18 protein-coding genes are annotated in these 16,557 nt (G+C 56.5%); 9 read left to right on the top strand and 9 right to left on the bottom strand.

Annotation, left to right across the window (positions count from 1 at the left end):
- Positions 1-19: 19 nt before the first annotated feature.
- On the bottom strand, positions 20-2,563 hold the full coding sequence (locus LGH74_RS15440) for an ATP-dependent Clp protease ATP-binding subunit (RefSeq protein ID WP_226177022.1): 2,544 nt from the start codon (positions 2,561-2,563) through the stop codon (positions 20-22).
- 327 nt (positions 2,564-2,890) lie between these two features.
- On the opposite strand from LGH74_RS15440, the gene LGH74_RS15445 reads away from it, so the two are divergent.
- The 3 genes from LGH74_RS15445 (at position 2,891) to tssD (ending at position 5,274) form a co-directional block, all read left to right on the top strand.
- Positions 2,891-3,331 carry a hypothetical protein gene (locus LGH74_RS15445; RefSeq protein ID WP_226177023.1) on the top strand — a complete coding sequence of 147 codons (441 nt, stop codon included), beginning with the start codon at positions 2,891-2,893 and terminating at the stop codon, positions 3,329-3,331.
- Between the two features lie 58 nt (positions 3,332-3,389).
- The gene (locus LGH74_RS15450; protein WP_226177024.1) at positions 3,390-4,757 is read left to right on the top strand and encodes a DUF5458 family protein; all 1,368 of its coding nucleotides are present in this window, start codon (positions 3,390-3,392) and stop codon (positions 4,755-4,757) included.
- 115 nt (positions 4,758-4,872) lie between these two features.
- On the top strand, positions 4,873-5,274 hold the full coding sequence (tssD, locus tag LGH74_RS15455; protein ID WP_226177025.1) for a type VI secretion system tube protein TssD: 402 nt from the start codon (positions 4,873-4,875) through the stop codon (positions 5,272-5,274).
- Positions 5,275-5,400: 126 nt separating this feature from the next.
- Here the strand turns inward: tssD and LGH74_RS15460 are convergent, their stop codons facing one another.
- The 8 genes from LGH74_RS15460 to LGH74_RS15495 form a co-directional block, all read right to left on the bottom strand.
- Entirely contained in the window at positions 5,401-6,078 is a 678-nt protein-coding gene (locus tag LGH74_RS15460) for an SMI1/KNR4 family protein (protein WP_226177026.1), read from the bottom strand.
- Between the two features lie 136 nt (positions 6,079-6,214).
- Positions 6,215-6,700 carry an immunity protein YezG family protein gene (locus LGH74_RS15465; RefSeq protein ID WP_226177027.1) on the bottom strand — a complete coding sequence of 162 codons (486 nt, stop codon included), beginning with the start codon at positions 6,698-6,700 and terminating at the stop codon, positions 6,215-6,217.
- Between the two features lie 11 nt (positions 6,701-6,711).
- On the bottom strand, positions 6,712-6,903 hold the full coding sequence (locus tag LGH74_RS15470) for a DNA/RNA non-specific endonuclease (protein ID WP_226177028.1): 192 nt from the start codon (positions 6,901-6,903) through the stop codon (positions 6,712-6,714).
- Between the two features lie 72 nt (positions 6,904-6,975).
- Positions 6,976-7,461, bottom strand: a complete 486-nt coding sequence (locus LGH74_RS15475; protein WP_226177029.1) for a hypothetical protein — start codon at positions 7,459-7,461, stop codon at positions 6,976-6,978.
- A gap of 10 nt (positions 7,462-7,471) precedes the next feature.
- Positions 7,472-7,999 carry a DNA/RNA non-specific endonuclease gene (locus LGH74_RS15480; protein WP_226177031.1) on the bottom strand — a complete coding sequence of 176 codons (528 nt, stop codon included), beginning with the start codon at positions 7,997-7,999 and terminating at the stop codon, positions 7,472-7,474.
- Between the two features lie 98 nt (positions 8,000-8,097).
- Positions 8,098-8,409, bottom strand: coding sequence for a hypothetical protein (locus LGH74_RS15485; RefSeq protein WP_226177033.1), 312 nt, complete (start codon positions 8,407-8,409; stop codon positions 8,098-8,100).
- A 185-nt stretch (positions 8,410-8,594) separates the two neighbouring features.
- On the bottom strand, positions 8,595-10,277 hold the full coding sequence (locus LGH74_RS15490) for a DNA/RNA non-specific endonuclease (RefSeq protein WP_226177035.1): 1,683 nt from the start codon (positions 10,275-10,277) through the stop codon (positions 8,595-8,597).
- A gap of 11 nt (positions 10,278-10,288) precedes the next feature.
- On the bottom strand, positions 10,289-12,109 hold the full coding sequence (locus tag LGH74_RS15495; RefSeq protein WP_226177036.1) for a type VI secretion system Vgr family protein: 1,821 nt from the start codon (positions 12,107-12,109) through the stop codon (positions 10,289-10,291).
- 445 nt (positions 12,110-12,554) lie between these two features.
- Here LGH74_RS15495 and LGH74_RS15500 point away from each other — a divergent pair, with 445 nt between their 5' ends.
- From LGH74_RS15500 to LGH74_RS15525, 6 genes are all read left to right on the top strand, one after another.
- Complete coding sequence (locus tag LGH74_RS15500) at positions 12,555-13,343, top strand: hypothetical protein (protein ID WP_226177037.1); 789 nt, start codon at positions 12,555-12,557, stop codon at positions 13,341-13,343.
- A 178-nt stretch (positions 13,344-13,521) separates the two neighbouring features.
- Positions 13,522-13,866, top strand: a complete 345-nt coding sequence (locus LGH74_RS15505; protein ID WP_226177039.1) for a toxin-antitoxin system YwqK family antitoxin — start codon at positions 13,522-13,524, stop codon at positions 13,864-13,866.
- 298 nt (positions 13,867-14,164) lie between these two features.
- Positions 14,165-14,623, top strand: coding sequence for a peptide-methionine (R)-S-oxide reductase MsrB (msrB, locus tag LGH74_RS15510; RefSeq protein ID WP_226177041.1), 459 nt, complete (start codon positions 14,165-14,167; stop codon positions 14,621-14,623).
- Positions 14,624-14,861: 238 nt separating this feature from the next.
- Positions 14,862-15,767 carry an L-serine ammonia-lyase, iron-sulfur-dependent, subunit alpha gene (sdaAA, locus tag LGH74_RS15515; protein WP_226177042.1) on the top strand — a complete coding sequence of 302 codons (906 nt, stop codon included), beginning with the start codon at positions 14,862-14,864 and terminating at the stop codon, positions 15,765-15,767.
- Positions 15,768-15,866: 99 nt separating this feature from the next.
- Positions 15,867-16,052 carry a hypothetical protein gene (locus tag LGH74_RS15520; RefSeq protein WP_226177043.1) on the top strand — a complete coding sequence of 62 codons (186 nt, stop codon included), beginning with the start codon at positions 15,867-15,869 and terminating at the stop codon, positions 16,050-16,052.
- An 11-nt stretch (positions 16,053-16,063) separates the two neighbouring features.
- Positions 16,064-16,504 (top strand): Panacea domain-containing protein, encoded by a 441-nt coding sequence (locus LGH74_RS15525; RefSeq protein ID WP_226177044.1) that lies wholly within the window; start codon positions 16,064-16,066, stop codon positions 16,502-16,504.
- Positions 16,505-16,557 lie beyond the last annotated feature (53 nt).

Consider the following 16,557-nt stretch of genomic DNA (forward strand, 5'->3'; position numbering starts at 1 on the left):
AACTCCCGCCAAACCGTACCTAGCCAACGGCTTCGGCGGCGGTGGCGGCCGGCTCAGCCAGCTCCTCGCCGGTCTGCACCTGCCAGGTTAGCTCCTCGGCTTCCGGCGTTTTGTTCAGCGAAATCACCGTGCCTTTGCCTGCTTCCCCGGCAATAATCATCCGGGAAATAGGCCGCCGCAGCTGCTGCCGAATCACGCCCTTGATGGGCCGGGCCCCGTAGCGCGGCGTGAAGCCCGATAAGGCCAGATGCTCGCGGGCCGCCGCCGACAGCTCCAGCGTGATGCCCTGGCGCTTGAGCTGCTCCTGCAATGGCCGTAGGTGAATGTCGAAGATCTGGACCACATTTTCCTCCGAAATAGGCGCGAAGGGCACGATTTCGGTGAGGCGGGCCAGAAACTCGGGCCGGAAGTGCCGGCTCATGGTTTCCATCAGCGTGTTAGTAGCCGGAATCTGGCCGGCCCCGAAGGCCTGGATGATCTGCTCACTGCCGATATTGGAGGTGAAGAGAATAACGGCGTTGGAAAAGTCGCCTTCCCGGCCCAATCGGTCGTGCAGGCGGCCTTCGTCCAGAATCTGCAGAAAGATGTCGAACACGGAGCTGTGGGCCTTTTCGATTTCATCGAACAGCACCACCGAGTAAGGCTTCTCCCGAATCTTGTTCACGAGCATGCCGCCCTCCTCGTAGCCTACGTAGCCGGGAGGCGCGCCGTAGAGCAGCGCGGCCGAGTGTTCTTCCTTGAACTCCGACATGTCGAAGCGAATCAGGAACGACTCGTCGTTGAACAGGAAGTCGGCCAGGGACTTGGCCAGCTCGGTTTTGCCGGTGCCGGTGGGCCCCAGCAGAAAGAACGAGCCGATGGGCTGCCCGGCTTTGGTCAGGCCGGAGCGCGACTCCAGAATGGCTTCGCACAGGGCCTTCACCGCGTGGTTCTGGCCTACCACCCGCTGCTGCAGCGTCTGGTGCATGTTCAGCAGCTTGTCCCGCTCGTTGCTTTGCAGCTTGCCCAGCGGAATACCGGTTTTGCCCGATACCACGGCGGCAATGTCGGTGCGCTCCACACTGTCTTTCTTAGTGGCCGACAGCACTACCACTGCCGCCAGTAGCTCTCGGATGTAGCTTTCCAGGGCTTCGGCGGTTTCTAGCGTGTCGGGCTGCTGCTCCTGGTCGAGCTGGTTGAGCCAGAGGTGACTCACCTGATTCTGCACCTGGTACAAAAACCAGCGCAGCTCCTTGAGGTAGTCGGCTTCGGCCAGCTCGGGCTTGCGGGCCACCAGGGCTTCAAAATCCTGCTGGAGCCCAAGCAATTCGGCGCTGGCATGCTCGTCGAGCATGCGGATAGCGGCCATGGTGCGGTCCACGAGGTCGATGGCCGAGTCGGGCAGCTGCCGGTCTTTGATGTAGCGCTTGGCCAAGCGCACGGCTTCGCCCACGGTGCCTTCGCCCACCTGCAGGCCGTGGTGAGCGGCGTAGTAGGGCAGCACGCTGTCCACCATTCGCTCGGCCACTACCACACTGGGCTCTTCCACCCGCAGCACGTCGAAGCGGCGGTTGAAGGCTTCGTCGGCCTCGATATACTGGCGGTACTCATCGTTGGTCGTGGCCCCGATAACCGTTATTTCGCCCCGGGCCAGTTCGGGCTTCAGCAGCTGGGCAATGCCCGCCCCGGCCGAGCCTTTGGGGTCGAGCAGCACGTGAATCTCGTCGATGAAGAGGATAGCGCGGGTATACTGCTTGATTTCGCTCAGCACGCTCTTGATACGGTCTTCCACTTCGCCTTTGTAGGAAGCACCGGCTACCAGCGTGCCCAAATCCAGCTCAAACAGCACCACTTGCTGCAAATGCCCGGGTACTTTCTTTTGCACGATCTGCTGGGCAAAGCCTTCCACCAAGGCCGACTTACCCACGCCGGGCTCACCCACCAGCAGCACGTTAGGCTTGGTGCGCCGCCCCAGAATCTCGGCCATCTGCCGCGTTTCCCGGTCGCGGCCCACGATGGGGTCGAGCTTGCCGGCTTCGGCCTGAGCCGTTTTGTTGACGCAGTAGGTTGCCAGGGCCCCAGCTTTGCCGGCCGGCGCGGCGCGGTCCGTCAGCGGGGCCGATTCCTGCCCGTCGGCACCCACGGCTACGGGCTGCATGGCATCGGGCTCGGTAGCTTCTATCACCTCGCGCTGGGTGAGGGGCAACGATTTCAGCTGCTCGGTAGTGTAGGCCAGCCCGGGCCGCAGCAGGGCCGCCAGCGCGCAGAGCGGGTCGGTCTGGTCCTTGGAAAGCTGCAACGCCACCAGGTCGGCCACTTCCAGAATCGGCTTCAACTCCTTGTCAGCCGCCGGCATTTCGGGGGGGCGCACTGCTTTGGGCAGGCCTTCGAGCCGTACTTCAGCCCACTCCCGCAGGTAGTGCACATCCTTGCCCAGCTCCACGGCCAGCCACGAGGCCAGCCCTATTTCGTTGTGCAAGAGGGCCGTCAGCAGATGGGGAGCGGCGTAGTATTCGTGGCGGTATTCGTGGGCTACGGCCTGGGCAATATGCAGGGCGCGCTTTAACTCTTCGGAGTAGGCCATAAAGGGAATAAGATAGGGAATGAAGCAGGAACGGCCCGGAGCCGCTCAGGGATACAAGCGTCGGCTCCCCTGAAATGGTAGGATTGGGGCGGTAAGGTAGGATAATATCCTTTTGCCCCCGGCGAAATGCCTATTGCATAATTTTTTCGTCATGAAGTATGCTATTGGCAACATTCTAGTATATAGGAATTTGCATATTATTAAACCAAGATTTCTGCTTTTTTCCTAGTCGATTTTTTAAATTACTGTACCTTACGGCCTCGATGGGACGTATAGAGCTCATCCGAACAGGTTGATTGTGGTCGGTTTAGCTAAAAAATTCTGCTTATGTTTAACTACGGAATCGGGGGTCAGGAGCGTAAACTAGACGGCGCGTCAGAGGCTATTTCCGACATCCCACTGAACCGCACCCTACTGGTGCAGAAGCTCACTTCCGATGCGCCCCTGCGGGCTCAGATTGTGGAAGGACTCAAAACCCCGGAGGCGGTATTCGCCCATTTCAAGCCGGCCGTTGAGGTAGAGTTTGCCAAGGAAGATGGCACGGTGATGCCCGAAACCCTGCATTTTGAGTCGCTCGGCGATTTTGGCAAGAAGGGTATCATCAACCAAAGCACCTTCCTACAAGACCTGAACACGCAGGCTGATGATCTGCAGAAGCTTTTGCGCCAGCTCAAGTCCAACAAGATCCTGAAGTCCGCTCTCGATACGCCCGAAACCAAGGCGGCTTTCCTGGCGGCTATTCAGGCCATGATCAGCGAGCTGGACTAGCTGGCCTTCCGCTCCATTCTTTCCTACTATCCGCTCCTAACCGATAGGTTTTCCCTATATGGCAACCGAACAACAACCCTCTTCCGCCAATTCCCGCGAGCGGGAGTTGGCTCCCCGCCTAGAAGAAAATGCGCAGGCCCTGGCCAAATTCGGTGGTTTTGACCTGCTGGAAACGACCATTGATGGCGCTTCCAACCTGAACCCCGAGAAAAAGGCCCGCAAAAAAATCTTCCTTACCGAAGACAGCAAGAAGGCCGACCGGCAGCAGCTGAAGAAGCGGCTGGCTCTCTGGCACGAAATGCTCAGTAAAGCCGAATCGGTAGCCGATGCCGTGGAACAGTGCGAAGCCCAGGTGGAATCGTCGAACAACCAGCTGACCGACAACCTGCGCAAAGCCATAGAGGCCACGCACGATATGGAGCAGTCGTACCGCTCGGTGGCCCTATTTTACCGCAACACCGACCAGGACGAGGTCAAGAACATTTCCATTCTGAACGCCGACAAGGATCAGCTGCAGGACCTGGACAATACCACCTTCATTGATGCCGTTTCGGGCGAGCTGGAGCAGAACTTTGACCGCCTCGACCTGCGCGACAACTACTCACTGCTCGTGGTGCCCGGCTACCTGGGCTCCAACAAGGTAATCGACAAGTGGGCCAAGATTGCCCACAAGAACAAGGTGATGATGGTCACCGACTTCGAGCACTACGACTCGCCCGACGACGTAATTGAGCTGTTCGAGGAAGCCAACCTTACGGGGGCTGATGCACATAAGTCCAATGTCATCATGGCCTGCAACTGGCTCGTGGGCAGGGGCAAGCTGGAGGAAGTAGGCGAGGAGGAAGACCTCTTCGTGCCGCCTTCATCGGCTCTGGCCGGCCGTATCTACAGCACGCTGGCCTCGCAGGTAACTGCTGGCCGCAAGCACGGCACCCTGAACGAGGTCGACGGGGTACGGTTTCCGCTGCGCAAAAGCGAAATTGCCAACCTCGAAAAGCTCGGGCTGGTACCGATGGTAAATGAGTATGGTCGCGTCATGGCCTTCTCGGCCAAAACGCTGTTCAACGGCGACAACATCGGCCTGCAGACCTACTCGGTCGTGCGCGTGTTCGACTACGTGACCAAGGTGCTGATTGACTTCCTCAACCGCCGGGCCTTCGAAAACTGGGACCACAACATGCGCATGGACATTCAGAGCCAAGTGGTGCGGTTCCTGGACGGAATTGCCGGCCCTGGCAAGCTGATTGAGAAGTTCTCCATCAAGAAATTTGAGCGCGACCCCAACCAGAAAGACCGGATTCTGCTCGACATCCACATGGTGCCTTACTTCCCGGCCAAAACCTTCTTGGTTTCGCTCGATGGCACCAAGGGTGATGACCCGAACGACCCCGGCCGCGACTGGAACGCTGAGTACAAACAGCAATAGATAGTTACGAGAAGTGGGCAGAGGCAGAAAGCTGTAACGGAGGCGTTGATAACCTGACATTGAGTACAGTAACCTTTCCTTTCCACCATTTTTTTAACCCCTTAACAATTGTATTATGGCCTCATTTAGTGCATTCTTCAATGCCGCTGGTAGCGGTGACTGCGAAGTAGTAAGCTGCAGCTACTCCTTCGATCAAGCCATCGACGACAAAGGTCGTCCTTCGTCGAAAGTACAGGGCGGCACTATCAAAGTGACGATTGTTTCTACCGACAGCGCTTCGCTGACGAGCTGGATGCTGGACCCTTACAAGCGGGAGAGCGGCAAAATCCAGTTCAAGCGCATCGACCAGGACTCGACCCTGAAGGAGATTTCCTTCGAGGAAGCCTACTGCGTGAGCTACGCTGAGCACTTCGACGCCCGCGGCGCCGACACCAACACTTCCATGACGCTGAGCCTGACCATTTCGGCCAACAAGATCAACGCCAACGGCGCGGTTCTGGACAATAAGTGGGTGTAAATCCATCTGAGTCTGCATAGAAAAGCCCCGGCAACAATAGTTGCCGGGGCTTTTTTTGTGCTGCGCCTTCAGAGCATAAATAAGAAAGCCGCTTACAAACTAATTTCTTATGGGCCAGGAAAAGGGTTAGTATTCATTTATTCCCATGGCTGCCCATTCATCCAGAATATCCCAAAAATCAACAAAATCCGGTTCCTCATCATCCCACCAGACCAATCCAGATGGTTCGTCGGTATTGAAATTCCAGCACAAATAACCCCCCGCACTATTCGAGAATACCGCCAGAACTTTATCCAAGGAATAGTCGATGGATATTTCATCCAGGATGCCCCATTCCATATCCGACAGGGGGAATATTTCTTCTAACGGCATCGGGCCCATGGCACCAGATTCTATTTCGTACCATCCGTTATGAATACGGGTATAAAATCCCAGAAAATTGTCCGGCAACGGAAATTTCTGAATGGCCTCAGGAATTTGATACGGCATTAAAGGCGCATGTCCAATATAATTAACGTACTGACCTTTGGGATTTTTGAAGATGTACAGCAGAGCTACACTCTTGTTGACTTCGATGACTTGGACTGAGGTCAGGTGTTTTTCGAATGTTTCGAGCAATACACTGAACTCCTGCCGGTAGTGCTTGCTCCAAATGTCAACGATATGCTTAATGCTTTCCTTAGCTGATGCTTTAATAAATGGGTGCCATTCTACCGGCACAAACAAGTGCTCAGGCAATTCATTAATTATGGTGAAGCTGCCTAAATGTTTTCTCAGTTCTGAAAGGTTATTGTCTATTGTCATAAAGACTTTTGAGCTTAGTTAAAAAGTAGAATAAACTTATTTAAAATAACCAGTAGGAGTTGTCCCTTCGTGCATCATGTCCCCGAAGGCGCATGAAAAAGCCCCGGTAGGAGTTGGGGCTTTTTAGTGTGGTCAATTAGGCCAGAGGCTCGGGCTTGTGATAGTGCAGGCCGGATTGCTGCACAATGTCTTTCAGCCAATCGGGCGTACTTTCCTCGTTGCGCGGGAAACGTTCGAAGTCCTGGGCAAAGGCCTCCGGCACGGGCATGTGGTCGAACTTAGGTTTCTCCTCATACTCAAACTCGGTGTTGAACTTGCCGTCGTGGGTAATGGTCATCACGGCCGTGTACCACGCCCCGCGGAACGGTGCTTCATCGTACATCAACTGGCGCAGCTTTTCGAAGCTTGGAGTTGTGCGCTCCGCGTATTCTAAGCCCCGATCATTGATGATGAAGGTTTTGGGTACTGGCTGTTGTTCCTTGTGCACATAAACAACATTTTCCTCAACATAGGAGCGAATAGCTCTGATAGTTACTGTGACCATATCCCACTCACTGGCAGGCACACTATCAACTGCTAATTGGCCGATATGCTGAAATAGGTTTTGGATTTCGTCTGTCATGAGGCAATAAGTTAGAAGTTGTTGATGGTCCGTTTGTTTGCAACGCCATCAATAGTTTTAATGATACTAAAGCTGTTGGGCCGCGCCGTAGCATTGCCGACATCATAAATCGGCTCGATATCCACGTGTACTTTCTTCCCATCAGCCAATGCATCAGCCCAGGATTTTTCCATGCTGCCCCAGGTGCCGTTGGTGTATGCCATTGACACCGTCGTGCATCATGGACCCGGAGGTGCATGAAAAAGCCCCGGTGGATGCCGGGGCTTTTTCATGTTTTAAGCTAGTGGCTCGGGCTCGTGATAGTGCAGGCCAAATTGCTGCACAATGTCTTTCAGCCAATCGGGCGTACTTTCCTCGTTGCGCGGGAAATGCTCGAAGTCTACACTGTATTCCTCGGGACTTGCCTCATAATCGAAAGCTGGTTTTTGCTCATAATCAAATTCAGTATCGAACTCCCCATTTTCGCTGATGCGCATCACGGCTGTGTACCAAGCTCCGCGAAAGGGCGCTTCATCATACATCAATTGTCGCAGTCGCTCGAAGCTGGGGGTAGTGCGCAAATCGTAGTCCAACCCCTTGTCTTTTATGCCGAAAGTCTTTGGAGCCGGCTGTTTTTCCCGATGGCTGTAGGAGACAGTCCGCTCCACAAAACTCCTTATTGCCTTTACTTCTATCGTAATGGTATCCCACTCATCGGTCGGTACACTGTCGACAGCTAGTTGGCCAATATGTTGAAATAACTCTTGAATTTCGTCGGTCATTAGAAGGTCATTAGAAGTTGTTGATGGTGTGTGTTTTTTCTACTCCATTAATCCATTCCGTTACTTCGAAGCTGTGTGGTCGGGCACTGGCATCCTTATAAATAGTCTCAATATCTACTTCCACGGTCTTACCCTCTTTAAGTGCTTTGGCCCAGGCTTTCTCCATTTGCCCCCATTTGCCTGTATGGTACGCATTAACACCTTCGTGCTTCATGGCCACCAAGTTGGCATTGGTGCCTGCCCCACCGAATTGGTCGCCAATCAGATGGCCGCCTGCATCGCCAGCTTGCCGGCCATCTCCCTTGCCCGCCAAGCCCTGCATGTACTCAGCAGAGGACGGATTTTGGGTGCGTGCCCGAGTGGCTTTAGGCTCAATGCGCAAAGTGCCTTTTGCCCGCTTAATGCGGCCGTAGGCATCGGTGGCGTACTCGTAGCCGTTGCGCACGTAGGTGGTGTTGGGCTTGAGGCGCTTCTTGAGCACGCCCGCACCGATATCCACCAGCTCGGTGAGTGCGTCACACTTGTTGTGGGCCAGCACTTGCCAGGGGCCGGCAAAATACGTGTGCCAGTCGCGTGCAGCATGGACCTAGAGGCTCACGAAAAAGCCCCGGTGGGAGCCGGGGCTTTTTCGTGTGATTAAGCTAGAGGCTCGGGCTCGTGGTAGGTAAGGCCGAACTGCTGCACGATTTCTTTCAGCCAGTCCGGGGTACTTTCCTCGTTGCGCGGGAAGTGCTCGAAGTCCTGGGCAAAAGCTTCCGGCACGGGCATGTGGTCGAACTTGGGTTTCTCCTGATACTCAAACTCGGTGTCGAACTTGCCGTCTTGTGTAATGGTCATTACGGCTGTGTACCACGCCCCGCGAAACGGCGCTTCGTCGTACATCAACTGGCGCAGCTTTTCGAAGCTATGAGCGGTCCGCTCATCATATTCTAAATGCCTGTCATTCATAAAGAAAGTAAGCGACGAAATTTGTTTTTCATCGTGTACATAACTGGCATCAAGTTCCACATAAGAGGTAATGGCTCTAACCGCTAACGTAATTGTAGTCCAATCTTCCTTGGGCACACTACTAAAGGCAAGTTGGCCGATATGCTGAAGTAAGTCTTGAATTTCGTCAGTCATGAAGCTCCTTATTAAAAGTTGTTGATGATGCGCTGCTTTTTCACTCCATCAATAGTTTCGAATATTTCAAAACTATGGGGTCGAGCTGTAGCGTCCTTATAGATAGGGTTGATATCCACGTGTACTTTCTTCCCATCAGCCAATGCATCAGCCCAGGATTTTTCCATGCTGCCCCAGGTGCCGTTGGGGTAGGCGTTAACCCCATCGTGCATCATGGCCACCATGTTCGAGTTGTTGCCGTGTCCGCCGAACTGGGAGCCAATCAGGTGTCCGCCCGCGTCGCCGGCCTGGCGGCCGTCTTTCTTGCCCACCGTGCGCTGCATGTAGTTGTCGCGCGCGGCCGGGCTCTGGCGTAGCTCACCGGCGGCCCGCTTAATACGGCCGTAGGCATCGGTGGCGTACTCGTAGCCGTTGCGCACGTAGGTGGTGTTGGGCTTGAGGCGCTTCTTGAGTACGCCCGCCCCGATATCGACCAGCTCGGTCAGCGCGTCGCACTTGTTGTGGGCCAGCACCTGCCAGGGGCCGGCAAAATACGTGTGCCAGTCGGCTACTTCCAGGTTGAAAACGGGTTCGGCCTGCACCAGAATCCGTTTGCTGACTACAGCCACGGCCTCGCCCTGCCGGCGGCGGATTTGGTCCCCGGACTGCAAGTCGCCGGCGGCCGTCCAGCCCCGCGCTTCGGCATAGAGCCAGTGGGCGGGCGTCACGCGCAGGGGCGCGGGCTCGTCGGCCAGGTGCAGCTCGGTTATTTCCTCGGCTTCGGTCCGGAATACCTCCGTAACGGGTTTCCAGTCCATGGCCTGGGTGGCTTCGTCCCAGGCCCAGACCTCGTCGCCGATACCGATGTTGACAATGGGCCGTAAGCCGGCGCGGGTAAGCACGGGCGTGTCGGCGGCAAAGCAGGCGCGGGCACAAAGCTTGGCGGCCTTTTTGCGCGTGGCCAACACGCCGGCTTTGAAGGCCGCCTTGGTAGCGGCGGCCTTGGCCATTAGCTGCGCCGCTTTTTTCTTGGCTAGTCCGCCCGCCACTTTGGTGCCCGCCTTCAGAGCGGCCCGCACTCCGGCTTTGCCGGCCATCATGCCCGCCGTGGCCGTACCGAAGCTCAGCACCCCGGCCGCTACGGAGGCTACGTCCCAGACCAGGAAAGCCGCGTTCAGGGCCACGCCCAGCTTGTCGCCGGTTTGGGCCGCGTGAATCAGGTCCCGGCCCGAACCCCAGATCGGAATCAGGCCTTCGGCAAAGCTCGCCTCGCCTACGGAGTTCTTTTCCTTTTCAGCCTGTTCAAGCGTCTCATCCTGTTCCTGCCGGGCTTCGTTCAAATCCTGCAGCTCTCCCAGGGACAGGGGTATCTGCCCCGACATCATGAACTCGACTTTACCCTGCCCAGCCGAGCACTGGGCACACGACATTTTGAGCAGCGGCTTGGCGCCGCCTACTTTTGCCGGGTAGGTTTTCTGCCAGGCGGCACAGGCCGGCACGCAAGGCACGGGCGTGCCCCCGGCCATCTGGGTAAGCTTCTGGCAGATGCCAAACGTAGGAATATTGAGCAGGGGGGCTTTGTCCAGCTCGTTGCCCGCCACCAGTCCCATGATTTTGGTGGTGCGGGGCGTGGCGGTGAACAGGCCCGGTACAGTGCCCTGGCTGCAATGCATCAGGGCCCCGGTTATTACGTACTCGTCAGCGTCGTCGGCCATAGCGCAAGGGGTTACAGGTATTGCGAATCAGCGGAATCCGTCGTGAGCTTGGTGCCTCCGTCCAGGCTCATTTTTTCCAAAGCCTTGCCATTCACCTCGCGGCCCTGGTACGCCATCTTCTCCTTGGCCACTACCTCCACGTCCTTGGTCACCGAGCTGATGCGGACCAGCTCCTCGGCTTCCATCGTGATATTCTTGGCGTGCAGCATGATTTCGCCCTCCTTGCCGGCCTCCAGCGTGATGGTGGAGCCCAGCACCGTAACCGGGCCGTTGCTTTTGATGGTGATGCTGCCGTCGCCGTTGAAGCCGACTTCCACGGCCGTGTTCTTGTTGTTGGAGTTGGAAATCAGGATTTTTTGCTGCCCCGGCGTGTCGGTCATCACAAACTTGTTGCCGCCCGAAGTCTGGATGCCCTTCATCGAGTTTTTGTCGGGCGAGTATTTGGCTCCCTGCTTGTTATTGGCATGAAACATATTGCCCAGCACAAATGGCTGCTCGGCCAGGCCGCTCTGGTAGCCGATGAGCACCTGAGAGCCTACTTCGGGCTTGAAGAGCTGGCCTTTGCCGTCGCCGCTGTAGGGCGTCAGCAGCCGGATCCAGTCGGTTTCGGCGTCGCTGGGGTTATTCACGGGCCAGTGGTAGCGCACCTTCAGGCGGCCCAGCTTCTGGGGGTCAGCATCGTCGATAACCTCGGCCAGCTCGGGCGTGCCGGCCGGCGGGTTGTAGCCAGGGCGCACGGGCGGCACGTTCAGAAAGTGCGGAATGGCCGTGAAAGAGTTGCTGTAGTTGCCTTCCGCGTCCAGGTGGTGCGAAATACTGATGATGCGGTACTTGCCGAAGCTTTCGGCGGTGATGTGGCGGCTGCCCAGGCCTTCGCCACTCACATTGATAACGCCACCCACCTGCAGGGAAGGATTGTCGCTGTGGCCTTCGAAGGTAATAAGCTCGGCGGCCGTGTTGGCCTTCACCATCTTGGCTTCCTCGTCCAGCTCACTGGCGCTGGCAATAACCATTTCGGCCGATACGTGCAGCTCGTCGGTGAAGAGTTTTTCGGACTGCTCCAGGGCGAAGCTGCCGAACGGATGGCTGGAAATGCCGGGCACCTGCTGGCTGCTGGTAGAGCTCTTGAACTTCTCGTTTTTCTGGTAGCTGTACTCGTACATCTTCACCTTGGCCGGCTTGAGGGCCATGCCGAAGGTGAAGTTGTTGTAGGCCCCATCGGCCACGAATTCTTCCTCGGCGCCGGCGGCCGGGGCCCCCAGCTGCAGCGTTTCGCCGTCGTAGTAAAACCACTCGCCGTACTCCGTGGCTAGGCGGCTCAGGAAGTCGAAGTTGGTTTCGTCGTACTGGGCCACGAACGGAATGGGCGCCGTGTGCTGGGGCTTGATGCTGTGCTTGAGCAGGTTGCCGGGGTAGGCTTGCAGCACTTTATTAAAAATGCTGCTCAGCGTCTGCTTCACGAAGGTGCGGCGCTGCAGGCCGTCGGTCAGCAGAAAGTTGGGACTGTAGCCGCGCACGATGATGCTGCCCACGTAGTCCGTGTCTTTGCTGGTGGCAATGTTGGTGACCAAGCCCTTGAACTTGAAGACCTGCCCTTGATTGAAATGGAAGGAGTCGGCCTTCAGCTCGATGCTTAGCGGCTGACCCAGTAACCGCTTGTGGGCCTGCGAGAAAAAGGCGACCTGTGGTCCTTCCACGTTGTCGAATGGCACCACTATTTCGAAGTGGTGATGTCCGAACAAATCCTGGTGCAAGACCAGGTATTGGATGTCCTGAGCCGGAGCGAGCAAACTGCCGGCACACTGCACGGAGGCGGTAACTTGACGAGCCATAGGATGATATTAATAACGTGGTAGCCCGCCAAGGTAGAAAAGTTTATGGTATGTTCGCCGGAACAACACTTGCCGCGGGCTATATTCCATAGCCGAAGTTGAACAGGCAGCGGGTTGTTACGTACCTTAAGCAAGTCCATAAAATTCGTTTTATAGCGCTATGCCAAACCCTTCCAACAGCTCCCGATCCAAGCAGGCCGCCGGCCTGAGCGGCCAGCCGCCTCACAGTCGGGCAGCGGGCGCCCGGGCCCAGTATGGCTCTCTGACCTCAAATCAGAGCCTGCTGAAGCGTGGGGGTATTCAAGATAATACGGCTCCGGGCCGGGTGCTTGGAGCGCGCGCAAAAGCGGTGGCCAGTAGGCGCGTAATGAATACGGGGCCGGCTGCTACGCCCTCAGCGGGGTACTTTGCAATGGTTGTTACGTTGCCCCAAGGACAGCTAGGCGTGTACACTCCGCTTGCCTCACCCCTGGACCCACGAGGAGTTTTTACCCGCCACGTTGTCTGGGTACCGCCCACGGCTTCTTCTGTGCAGGGCAGCCAAGCCGTGTTCCGGCAAGGGCGGCCCCAGGACCCAACCGCCTCTATCGATTGGGGGCGCCTTTGGCAGCGTGTTCTGGCCAGCTTTCCCCAGCCCAAGGACGGCTATATTTTCTACGGCGACGACGCGCACTCCACCGGCTCGGTTCCTACGCACGCCCGCCAGGGCCACGTAGTAGGCGTACTAGACATCACCATGCTGCTACGGGTCATGGATGTCACCACGTCGTCTTGGGACGGAGGGCTGGGCATTCCGCACCCTTCCCAGCAAATGCGGGAGAAATGGCTCAAGAACGCTCAGGATGCTTTCAAGACCAAACCCGGAACCTACAAGTATATCTTCGAGCTGATCGAAACGGCCGTCAAGCAATTTAAAAACTGCATAGGCGCCAAAAGCGTGGGCGAGAGTACCGTCAGCACTACCCAGGACGCCTACAAGAAGCTGCAGGAAGCCGGCTGGGTGCCCCAGCAGCTGGATTCGGCGGCCGTAGCCCGCCTGCCGGTTCGGGCCATCGTGCCGGCCCGCGTCACCTACTCTGGCCGGAAAACCTCAGAACAGCAGATCGACAGCGCCTACGCGGCCCCAAGTCACAAAAGAGCGTCGCTGGGCGGCCAATTTTCATTGGATGCCAACGGCGACAGTATCTATGTCGTGCGTGATGGGGCCCGGCAGGATACGATTCGTCCGAAATAAAGTAGGCACTATGATAAGGGCGCGTCCTTTCCTTCTAGCAAGTATTCTCTGCCTTGGCAGTACCCTGGTGGGGTCGTGTAAGCCCGATTCGGTAACGACCGAAGAGTCAGTCCGACCGGACGGAACCCGGCGGCGGCTCCGCACGGTGAACGGCGTACTGGAAGGCCGTAGCCTGGTTTTGTACCCTGATGGCGGTATTGCGGCAATATTCTACTACCGGGCCGGCAAACAGGAAGGACCACAACGGTGGTTTTATCCAGATGCAACGGTTAAACGCATCCAACAGATGCGCGACAACAAGCCGAATGGGCTGAGTTATGAGTTTTACCCGGAAAACCAGCCCGATTTTATTGACAGCCTGGTTGATGGCAAGCGGCAGGGACGCTACCTGGAGTTTTTCAAAAGGCCGGCGTACCGAATCCATATTCGGGGAAAGTATGCCCTGGTAGATGGGCAGGAAAAGCTGGTCGACTTTGTGGAATACGATACCACCGGTCGAATTGTCTCGGCCAGCGGACACTAGCGTAACCACTAGCACGCTAGGGCGTGGACTACATAGACTATGCCCTGCAAGGCGACGCTGCTCACCACTGCCTGCTCATAGCGGTGCTTTGCCGGGCAGGTAGTCATCTGCCTCATTCGGCGCGCGTGCTTCGCGCAGCAAGGTCCACCAACCAAAACAATACCAGGCTACGTTACCGCCGTGCGGCTTCAGGTAGTCGGGAGCCGAGCTTGTAGCAGACCAGGGCAGGGCTGAAAACTAACCGCCTGAGTTTAGCGTTGTGTTTGAATACGCCTTTACTTCCCCAAACCAACGATATATGCAAACCTGGAACGACGTAATCCGCCTGGCCAACAACGGCAGCCCCGCCCCCGAGCGGCGCGTGGAAAAGACCGATGCCGAGTGGAAGCAGCAGCTCACCGCCGAGCAATACCACGTAACCCGTCAGCACGGTACCGAGCGGGCCTTCACGGGCGAATACTGCGAAGCCCACGAAGCCGGCCTCTACGCCTGCGTGTGCTGCGGAACCCCGCTCTACGATTCGCGCACCAAGTTCGAGAGTGGCACGGGCTGGCCCAGCTTCACTCAGCCGGTGCAGGAAAACGCCATCAAGTACAAGAAGGACACCAGCTACGGCATGGTGCGCGTGGAAGTGCTCTGCAACGTCTGCGACGCCCACCAGGGCCACGCCTTTCCCGATGGCCCCCCGCCCACCGGCCTGCGGCTCTGCATCAACTCGGCTTCTATCAAGCTGGTGAGCGAAAAGCAGGAAGCGTAAGTAGCCGCTGAAAGAAAAAGAATAGGAACCTCGAAAAGAACGTCATTCCGAGCGAAGCGAGGAATGACGTTCTTTTTTATTGGGTGCCTGTCGTTCCTTTTTTGTGGGCCCGCCCCCGACCTTTTTGCTTCCCAACCTGCCAACTCGGGCGGAAATAGTGCGAATTTTGCACCCGCACCGCACCGGCTGCGTTTGTTACTGATACACGTTTCTCCACCCGCCCATTTTCCCACCCACCATGTCGCTCCTATTCACTGATTTTGCTTCCTGGCAAGCCCATTGCGAGGCTACCGGCGAGCCGCTTTTCCAGCCCGTGCTCGACTACGAAATCGAGCAGAAGGGCCGGGCCGAAGCCGATATCTGGCCCGGCCTACAGCGCGCCTACGATGTGATGCGCGACGCGGTAAAGACCGGCCTGACCGAGGACATGACCTCCCGTTCGGGTATGATTAACAATGGGGCCAAGAAAATTGCGGCCTCGCCCGTCACCGTGCTTTCGCCCGAGTTCAAGCAGCTTATCACCCGTGCTTTGGGAGCTAAAGAGGTGAATTCGTGCATGGGCCGGGTGGTAGCCGCGCCCACGGCCGGAGCCTCGGGCATTCTGCCCGGCGTGCTGGTCACCATTCAGGACTTGCATAAGCTCGACGACCACAAGATTCTGGAAGGTCTACTCGTGGCGGCCGGTATTGCCCTTATCATCGAGCAGAATGCTTCCCTGGCCGGGGCTGTGGGTGGCTGCCAAGCCGAAACCGGCAGCGCCGCCGCTATGGGCTCCGGTGCTATCGTCTACTGCCTGGGCGGCTCCATCGACGAGGTTTTCGCCGCCGTAGCCATTACCATTCAGTGCATGCTGGGCCTGGTCTGCGACCCGGTAGCGGGGCTGGTGGAAGTGCCCTGCGTAGTGCGCAACGCCTCGGCCGCCGCCATTGCCTTCTCCTCCGCCCAGATTGCCATTGCCGGTGTCGACCCGGTTATTCCCGTGGATCAGTGCGTGGCGGCGCTGGGCGAAGTGGGCCAGAGCATGGAAACCCGTTACAAAGAAACGGCCCTCGGCGGCCTGGCCAATACCACCCGGGGGCGCGAAATAGAGAAGATGGTGCTTGTGCAGGATGTGAATATTCTGCCCGACGAAGATGGCGAGTAAGTAGCTTGCCGGTCCGGAGAGTTATTTCGTAAGTGCTGCCCAATAAAAAAGGCAATGATATACGTGTGTACACCAGTTTGAAAAGGTGTATCTTGAGGTATGGTTCTTGCCTACTCAAAGATGGTCAAGCCAGCAACCTTACTTTTGCCTTCGCTGGCTAACGAGGTGAGAAAAAAAGGCTACATTGATGCCCCTAGTCGCTCCTTCGCTCGTAAAGAAGATTTTGCCAACTTTTTCGGCACGTTTGCTAAGGAGATTGGTGTTACCTTTGCACTCCCATTTTAACCCACAAGATTATGAAGGCTAGAGACGTTGCCGAGTACTTGCTTCAGCTTTCTGACACAGAGACTAATGACATCACGAATCTGAAGCTTCAAAAGCTGGTTTACTATGCGCAGGGCTTCCATCTGGCTATGTATGACAAGCCGTTGTTTGCTGACCCGATTGAGGCTTGGCAATATGGCCCAGTGGTAAGCGAGCTATACCACGCATACAAGCAAAACGGGAGTCAAATCATCACTCCTACCAATTCTTACGAATTCTCTGACAAATTCACCAAGGAACAAGAAGAATTGCTTAGCGAGGTAAATGAAGTTTACGGCCAGTTTTCAGGCATGAAGCTGATGAATATGACTCATGAGGAGCGCCCGTGGATAGAAGCAATAGAAACCAAAGCTCAGCAAATCAACCCCTATACCATGCAGTCCTACTTCAAGGAGCAACTAATTGAAGAATAGGTGAGCATAGGCAAAAAGGGTATCAAAGATCCCAAAGCAACGAAGGGTGTAAA

This window comes from Hymenobacter lucidus (assembly GCF_020447265.1).
In the GTDB taxonomy this organism is placed as follows: domain Bacteria; phylum Bacteroidota; class Bacteroidia; order Cytophagales; family Hymenobacteraceae; genus Hymenobacter; species Hymenobacter lucidus.

Excerpts from the sequence above, each read along its gene's own strand:
- LGH74_RS15445 (WP_226177023.1), top strand. The coding sequence starts at position 2,891 with ATGTTTAACTACGGAATCGGGGGTCAGGAGCGTAAACTAGACGGCGCG.
- tssD (WP_226177025.1), top strand. The coding sequence starts at position 4,873 with ATGGCCTCATTTAGTGCATTCTTCAATGCCGCTGGTAGCGGTGACTGC.
- LGH74_RS15440 (WP_226177022.1), bottom strand. The coding sequence starts at position 2,563 with ATGGCCTACTCCGAAGAGTTAAAGCGCGCCCTGCATATTGCCCAGGCC.
- LGH74_RS15475 (WP_226177029.1), bottom strand. The coding sequence starts at position 7,461 with ATGACCGACGAAATTCAAGAGTTATTTCAACATATTGGCCAACTAGCT.
- LGH74_RS15465 (WP_226177027.1), bottom strand. The coding sequence starts at position 6,700 with ATGACAGACGAAATCCAAAACCTATTTCAGCATATCGGCCAATTAGCA.
- LGH74_RS15485 (WP_226177033.1), bottom strand. The coding sequence starts at position 8,409 with ATGAATGACAGGCATTTAGAATATGATGAGCGGACCGCTCATAGCTTC.
- LGH74_RS15525 (WP_226177044.1), top strand. The coding sequence starts at position 16,064 with ATGAAGGCTAGAGACGTTGCCGAGTACTTGCTTCAGCTTTCTGACACA.
- LGH74_RS15495 (WP_226177036.1), bottom strand. The coding sequence starts at position 12,109 with ATGGCTCGTCAAGTTACCGCCTCCGTGCAGTGTGCCGGCAGTTTGCTC.
- LGH74_RS15490 (WP_226177035.1), bottom strand. The coding sequence starts at position 10,277 with ATGGCCGACGACGCTGACGAGTACGTAATAACCGGGGCCCTGATGCAT.
- sdaAA (WP_226177042.1), top strand. The coding sequence starts at position 14,862 with ATGTCGCTCCTATTCACTGATTTTGCTTCCTGGCAAGCCCATTGCGAG.
- LGH74_RS15450 (WP_226177024.1), top strand. The coding sequence starts at position 3,390 with ATGGCAACCGAACAACAACCCTCTTCCGCCAATTCCCGCGAGCGGGAG.
- msrB (WP_226177041.1), top strand. The coding sequence starts at position 14,165 with ATGCAAACCTGGAACGACGTAATCCGCCTGGCCAACAACGGCAGCCCC.
- LGH74_RS15520 (WP_226177043.1), top strand. The coding sequence starts at position 15,867 with ATGGTTCTTGCCTACTCAAAGATGGTCAAGCCAGCAACCTTACTTTTG.
- LGH74_RS15460 (WP_226177026.1), bottom strand. The coding sequence starts at position 6,078 with ATGACAATAGACAATAACCTTTCAGAACTGAGAAAACATTTAGGCAGC.
- LGH74_RS15470 (WP_226177028.1), bottom strand. The coding sequence starts at position 6,903 with ATGGCATACACCAACGGCACCTGGGGCAGCATGGAAAAATCCTGGGCT.